Genomic DNA, 6,937 nt, shown 5'->3' on the forward strand with positions numbered 1-6,937 from the left:
CCACCAATGCCAGCGACGACAAGATTACATCCTGCGTCCGACGCCCGATCCAATACAGACGATGTTTGCGCAGATTCTCTTTTCGGTCGATTTCAACTTTCTTATCAATTCCGGTCGGATTCATAACCATTTTTCTCCTCACATGCTTATAAATTTCTCAGTTCAACCTGCTTTTGCCGCAACTATTTCGGTTTGTACTGCCTGCTCAGACAGATGTTTCGGATTGTTTTTCTCCCACCGCATCCCGATCTCGTCGAGCTTCTCAATGCGCTCCTCTGTCAGAACAGCACCGCTTTTTTCTGGATTCTGGCGGGTGTACCGCTGCCGCTTGATCCATTTTCCGAGGGCGTATCCGCCCGGTGAAACGTAATTGATTGGGACCTTCAAATCTCCATAGGCTTCAAAATAACGCTTGGCCTCCTGATAGCCTTCGTTCCATTGGCGGTCATTGCGGTTGCCCCAGTACATCCCGATGCGGTTGAGCCGCTCGACCTGTTCGTCCGTCAGCTTTCCTTTTGGGTACGCCCATTGCTGGCTTGCAACCCACTGTCCCAGCCGTTCACCAGCCGCTGTCACATAGGAACGCGGGATGTTCAGGTTGCCATTTTCCTCGTAATAGGCCGCAGCCAGCGCATACGCCTTTTCCCACTTGGCATCAAAAACGCTCCACACCATGCCGATCTCATCGAGCTGCGCAATGCGGTCTTCCTTCAAGCGGCCATTCAGCTTCTGCTGCCGGGTCTTAAGGATCCACTGCCCCAAGGGATAGCCATCCGGATTCACATATTTTCCGGCCACCATCAGGTTTCCGTAGGTGTCGTGGTATTTCTTTGCAACCTCAAATCCGTGCTGCCACGCAATTTCTTTCCGGTTTCCCCAGACCATCCCGATGCTGTCCAGCCGCGCGATCTGCTGCTCGGTCAGATTGCCTTGAATCTGCCCCTCGCGCACCCGGCGCTGGGTGATCAGCCACACGCCAAGGCTTAGGCCACCGGGCGTGGTATACAGTTTCGGGACGTTCAGGTTGCCGTGCTCTGTGTAGTAGATGCTTGCCTCGGAGAAATAGTGCTCCCAACTGGAAGAAAGGCTTGCCTGCAGCTGTTCGAACAGCACCCGGCAGTCATGCACCTGCTCGATGACCTCGAACCGCTCGGTTACGATCTTGTCACCCTCGCCGTTGGCATACAGACGATGAACAGCCTCCTGCATTTCGCTTTGCAGGCCGGAAATACTCGTCAGGCCCTCAAAATTGTTGACCACGTCGAGGATCAGCGGAGCTGCGGTGTCTCCGGCGGTCAGGGCGCGTCCGATCTGCTGCTTGTAGATAATGGGCGAAATCGTTGGCCGGAACAGGATGACCCCGGAAATCCCCTCCACATGGACGCCCTCGTTGAGCATATCGATGCAGAACAGCAGCTTCAGCCGGTCACTGGTGTCCGTCTTAAAGTCCGCAAAGGCCTTGTCAGTGTTCGGGTCATCCGAATAGGCTTCGTACACCACTACGTCCGGGTTGACCCCGGCGAACCACTCCGGCACGTGTGACACCATCTCGTCCATGTGCTCCTTGTTAGCGCAGAACACGATGTATTTGCCGCTCTTGTTCGTGATATGATGGGCAAAGATCCTGTCCAGACCGTCCGCCTGCTCCAATGCCCGGCGGAGTGCGTCCAGATATTTCTGGTTCACGTCCTGAATGCCCGGTGCACGCAGGTTATCCACCCTCGCCTGATACTTTGCAAGGGCTTTCTGGTACTGATAAACGGTGGTCACATATTTCGGGGCAGGCAAAATACCCCTGACGACTGCTTCGCCAAGGGTCATGTCGCTCGCAACACGGCTGTCAAAAAGTTCTTCTGCCATGTCGCGGTTATTATCCAGATACCGAATGTTTGTCGCCGTCAGCCCCAGCAATTTTGCATCCGGGCATAACTTTAATAAAGCCACCGTACTCTCGCCCCAGCATTCCGCACCGGCACGGTGGAATTCATCGAGTATAATATAGGCAGGCTTCTGCGCTACTATTTCGTCCAGCTGTGCCTGCGTACAGCACATCAGTTTGGCGTAGGTATAAAAATGAACATTTGCCAACGGAAAATCCGGGTCGTTCCTTTTCAGACTTTCCAGCTGGGTCTTGAAGATATATTCACTGGGCGAAAGCCAGATCACGACCTTGTCCGGGTTATCCTCGATTAGCTTAAACGCGATGTAGCTCTTTCCGGTGCCGGTGGGATGAACAATAGCAGCCTTGCCAAACTGCTCCATCATCTGAATCGCCGATTTGTACGCTTTTTCGTTGTGCTCAAACAGCCGCAATGCCACCCTGTTCACCCCTTTCCGCAATAAAGGGGTATCCTTCACATGGAAAATGGAGGATACCAGTTTTAAATAATATTGTCTGTATTCTCCTATTATTTTATCATGGCTATATCTGGAATTCAATAGAAATCCATACAAATGATCCCACCCAGCCTTAGAAAAAACTTCGCAGAAGCCGAAACTTTTTGCAAATTGCTCAGTTTTTTATGAAAAATCCAGTTGAAAACGAAGGTAGACAAAATAAGTGGTCAGGTGGGTGTCCAAGTAGCAGGAGGAAACAGAAATGGCACGACGGGGCGAAAACATACATAAACGCAAGGATGGCCGGTGGGAAGGCCGATACATCAAGGCACGCACGCCGGAAGGAAAAATCCAGTGGGGCTATATTTATGGTACGGCCTATGCAGAGGTCAAACGGGTGTTGATCCAGAAAAAAGCGGAGGCGGGTTTCTACAACCTGAAAAGGACCGACCTGACCTTTGAAGCGCTGGCCGAGGTATGGCTGCACTCCTTGCGGAACAGTATAAAGGAATCCACCTATGCGCATTATTCGTACACACTGCACAAGTATCTTCTTCCGGTTTTGAGCGAAGTGCCCGTTGCATCCCTTGAGGAAAGCTTTCTGGAACAGGCCATGCAGCAGATCATCGCGCCCGCAGATGCCGCACACAAACCGCTGGGAAGTTCCTCTGCCCGGGAATGCCTCTCAATGCTACGTCGTATCTGCAAATATGCCGCGCACTTGCGACTGATCCGTCCGATGGAGCTAGAAGTAGCGCTGCCAAAAGCCATCGACAAAATTTCTGCGCTTCTCTCCCCGGCGGAGCAGCAGCGGCTTTATCAATATGTACAGGAGAGCCCCACACCCCGCAAAATCGGTTTACTGCTAGGGCTGGAATTAGGACTCCGCATTGGTGAAATCTGCGGCCTACAATGGGGTGATTTTGACCTGAAACTCGGTACACTGATAATCAATCGGACGGTCTGTCGAATTTCCTGCGGAAATGGTCACACAAAGGTGGTCGTCCAAACACCTAAAACCCGCACTTCCCGCCGGGAAATTCCAATCCCGAAACAGCTGATTATTATGCTGAAAAAGCTGCGAGGAAACGCTAGTAATTCCACATGGTTTCTATCTGGTAATGAATCCAAACCCACAGAACCCCGCTGTTATCGGAAAAGTATCAAGACGTATCTGAAACAGGCGGCTGTCCGGCAGATACGTCCGCACTCGCTGCGCCATACCTTTGCAACGACCTGTCTGCAAGCGGGGTGCGATGTAAAGACCCTCAGCGAATTGTTAGGACACGCCAACGCCAATATCACTTTGCAGCGCTATGTGCATTCTGACCTGGCCCGAAAGCGCCGGGAACTAAACCGGATATTCTCCCATCAGGTGTCTATGAGGGGTGTGAAAGCGCCGAATATGATGGAATAACGCTCGATTTTTGCCGCGGTCTTTCATTTTCCATGTGAAGGATACTTTTTTTACCCTATCCATAACTGCATTCGCCTGTCATTACGCAACCGCGTATCTCTTATAGCATAAAACATTCTTATAATATACGCAATTGCGTATACCAACCTGTGCAAACTTCTGTACTATCATGTTGAGGTGAACTTCATCATGACTGTAAAAGATGCCGTTGCCAAACGCTTTAAACAGCTCTGCGACCAGCGTGGAATTCGTCCCAATGAGTTAGCGACCCGCGCCGGTGTAACACCATCTACGGTATATAGTATGCTCGACCCATCCCGTCAGCGTGTGTCCATCGCCACCATCAAAAAACTCTGTGATGGCCTTGATATCACGCTTGGTCAGTTCTTTTCCTGTGCACTGTTCGATGAGCTGGAGCAGGAAATTCAATAGCTCACCGAGCGATTTGGTCGAGATTCCTTACAATGTGCACTCTCTTTTTAACGTGATTTTAGAATTTTATATCCACCGTCAGCCTGATCTGTGCTCTTTTGCATGGGTCAGGTTATTTTTTTTTTGCGCTAAAAAAGCCTCTGTCAATCACATTTCTGTGAAAGACAGAGGCCTTCTGCAACTAGGTTTCAATTGGGTCTGGGGAGATGGAATAACACACTCATTCTACCGGGTCAGTGTCCCCTTCCAGATTTTTAACTACGAATCGACCCTTTTGCCAAGTGCCGACACTCACAATCAAACAAAAATCCATCTCTTGCTTCTCTCAACAACATAACAAAACACCCTTCCTCTCACGGAAACCCGTAAAAGGAAGGGTGTCGGACTCACTTATTGGCATCCGTGCTTTTCAGCACGACACCTCAAGCACTTCTGAGCGTAGAGCCGTGATCAGCAGTTCTCAGCGAAGTACTTAATGGTACGGACCATCTGAGAGGTGTAGGAGTTCTCGTTGTCGTACCAAGACACGACCTGAACCTGATAGGTATCGTCGTCGATCTTAGCGACCATGGTCTGGGTGGAATCGAACAGAGAGCCGTAACGCATACCGATGACATCGGAGGAAACGATCTGATCCTCGTTGTAGCCGAAGGACTCAGAAGTAGCAGCCTTCATAGCAGCGTTGATGGACTCCTTGGTGACGTCCTTGCCCTTGACGACTGCGACCAGAATGGTGGTGGAGCCGGTGGGGACAGGCACACGCTGAGCAGAGCCGATCAGCTTGCCGTTCAGCTCGGGGATGACCAGACCGATGGCCTTAGCAGCACCGGTGCTGTTGGGGACGATGTTCTGTGCGCCAGCACGAGCACGGCGCAGGTCGCCCTTGCGCTGAGGACCATCCAGGATCATCTGGTCGCCGGTGTAAGCATGAACGGTGGTCATGATGCCGGAGACGATGGGGTAGGTCTTGTTCAGGGTGTCGGCCATAGGAGCCAGGCAGTTGGTGGTGCAGGAAGCAGCAGAGATGACCTGATCTTCCTTGGTCAGGGTCTTCTCGTTGACGGAGTAAACGATGGTCTTCAGGTCGTTGCCTGCGGGAGCAGAGATAACGACCTTCTTAGCGCCAGCCTGAATGTGAGCCATGCTCTTCTCCTTGCTGGTGTAGAAGCCGGTGCACTCCAGAACGACATCGACGTTCAGCTCGCCCCAAGGAGCATCCTTAGCGTCCTTGACAGCATAGATCTTGATCTCCTTGCCATCGACAATGATGGAATCCTCGGTAGCCTCGACGGTGTGCTTGTTCTCGCCGATCTTGCCGCAGAAGGAGCCCTGAGCGGTATCGTACTTCAGCAGGTGAGCCAGCATCTTGGGGCTGGTCAGGTCGTTGATAGCGACGACCTCGTAACCCTCAGCATCAAACATCTGACGGAAAGCCAGACGGCCAATACGACCAAAACCATTGATAGCAACTCTAACAGCCATGTTAATAGTACCTCCTAAATGTTTCTTACCCTGATTCGGATAATTCACGGTACTCTTATTTTAGACCAAAACGGCAAAAGTTTCAAGTGCCTGCCAAAAAATTAACAAGTCGTTTTCACACTTTTTTGCTTTTGTACTATTTTATCCGGGAAAGGTGTGCTGTTTTGAGCAATTCAACCAACCGGCTGCTGATGGGTTTATGCACCCTGTCCAGCACGGCAGCACCGCACGGCGCACAAGCCCCCCAGCACACCCACGCAGCACAGCCCCAGCCGGAACAGCAGCTCCGGTGTCAGGAGGGCGGCGCTGCCGTTTTCTGCCAGAATCTGCACCACGCCGGGCATCTCCCAGCACAGGCAGAGCGCGAAAGACGCCAGTGCCCCAGCGCAGAGGGTGCGGCCATCGGAGGTGCCGGGCAGATAGAGCGCCCGGGCCAGCGCCGAGAGGAACACCAGCCCCGCCAGCAGCTGCCAGACCATCGCAGTGGGGGCGACGCGGTGCCAGCTGGAGCTGTTCTCCATGAAGCGGGCCAGCACGCACCAGTAAAAGATGACGCTGCCCAGCACGGCGGGCGTGAGGCTGCGGGTGGGGGCCTTCCAATCCTTCCGCAGCCAGCTCAGCCCCAGCCCGAGCATCCAGAACGCGCACAGCGCCTCCAGCACTGCGCGCAGGAGCATCACCACGCTGCTGTGCATCCAGAGGATGCGCAGCACAGCGGCCGCACCATAGCAGACCGCTGCCGCCAGTGCCGCGACGCCGGAGGGGATGCACCGCCCCCGCAGCGCGTCAGGCTTCGGCTGACTGCCGCGGCCCGCCGCCACAGCGATGCCGACCACCGCAGCCAGCGCAACATACCGCAGCCAGACCGGACCGACCACGCAGAGGCCCGTTTCTGCGTCCGTCCAGAACGTCAGGTCGATGCCCCGGAAAATGCCCAGCAGCACACTCAGGATAAGCGAAACCAAGATCAAAGAATTCATCTGTCATCCTCGAATTTTATCCCCTCTGGGGAGAATCTTATAGAATATGATAACGCGCTTTCGGCTGAAATGCAAGGCATTCCTTTCTTGTGCGCTTTTTTGCTGACGTCAGCCGGTAGACTGAGAGTAAAATGTCTGTCCGGGAGGGATGTTCTCAGTGAAAAAAGCCTTTCTGCTCCTCTGTGCCCTGCTCCTCGTGCTGGGCAGCGCTCTGCCGCTGGCGGGCTATCGGCTGGCCCGGGCGGTGCTGGGCCGCAGGGCGGACGTCGCCCCTTCCCCCGCGTCCAGC

At 53.4% G+C, this 6,937-nt stretch carries 5 protein-coding genes; 2 read left to right on the forward strand and 3 right to left on the reverse strand.

The genetic code is table 11. The features are described from left to right. Nucleotides 1-162 precede the first annotated feature (162 nt). The gene (locus ACT8X9_RS12210) at nucleotides 163-2,319 is read right to left on the reverse strand and encodes a Helicase associated domain protein (RefSeq protein ID WP_444269164.1); all 2,157 of its coding nucleotides are present in this window, start codon (nucleotides 2,317-2,319) and stop codon (nucleotides 163-165) included. Nucleotides 2,320-2,599: 280 nt separating this feature from the next. Between ACT8X9_RS12210 and ACT8X9_RS12215 the strand changes: the two genes are divergently transcribed. Next, nucleotides 2,600-3,754, forward strand: a complete 1,155-nt coding sequence (locus ACT8X9_RS12215; RefSeq protein WP_444269165.1) for a tyrosine-type recombinase/integrase — start codon at nucleotides 2,600-2,602, stop codon at nucleotides 3,752-3,754. Nucleotides 3,755-3,943: 189 nt separating this feature from the next. Further along, nucleotides 3,944-4,186: a helix-turn-helix domain-containing protein gene (locus tag ACT8X9_RS12220; RefSeq protein WP_444269166.1), complete on the forward strand. Its 243-nt coding sequence runs from the start codon at nucleotides 3,944-3,946 to the stop codon at nucleotides 4,184-4,186. A 450-nt stretch (nucleotides 4,187-4,636) separates the two neighbouring features. Here ACT8X9_RS12220 and gap read toward each other — a convergent pair whose 3' ends face one another. After that, a complete protein-coding gene (gene gap / locus ACT8X9_RS12225; RefSeq protein WP_249234420.1) occupies nucleotides 4,637-5,668 on the reverse strand; it encodes a type I glyceraldehyde-3-phosphate dehydrogenase in 1,032 nt (343 codons plus the stop codon). Between the two features lie 197 nt (nucleotides 5,669-5,865). Continuing rightward, entirely contained in the window at nucleotides 5,866-6,648 is a 783-nt protein-coding gene (locus ACT8X9_RS12230; protein ID WP_444269167.1) for a hypothetical protein, read from the reverse strand. Between the last annotated feature and the right edge of the window lie 289 nt (nucleotides 6,649-6,937).

Source organism: Faecalibacterium sp., from assembly GCF_052358865.1.
Lineage (GTDB): Bacteria > Bacillota > Clostridia > Oscillospirales > Ruminococcaceae > Faecalibacterium > Faecalibacterium butyricigenerans.

Coding starts and splice junctions, on each gene's coding strand:
- ACT8X9_RS12220 (WP_444269166.1), top strand. CDS start 3,944: ATGACTGTAAAAGATGCCGTTGCCAAACGCTTTAAACAGCTCTGCGAC.
- gap (WP_249234420.1), bottom strand. CDS start 5,668: ATGGCTGTTAGAGTTGCTATCAATGGTTTTGGTCGTATTGGCCGTCTG.
- ACT8X9_RS12230 (WP_444269167.1), bottom strand. CDS start 6,648: ATGAATTCTTTGATCTTGGTTTCGCTTATCCTGAGTGTGCTGCTGGGC.
- ACT8X9_RS12215 (WP_444269165.1), top strand. CDS start 2,600: ATGGCACGACGGGGCGAAAACATACATAAACGCAAGGATGGCCGGTGG.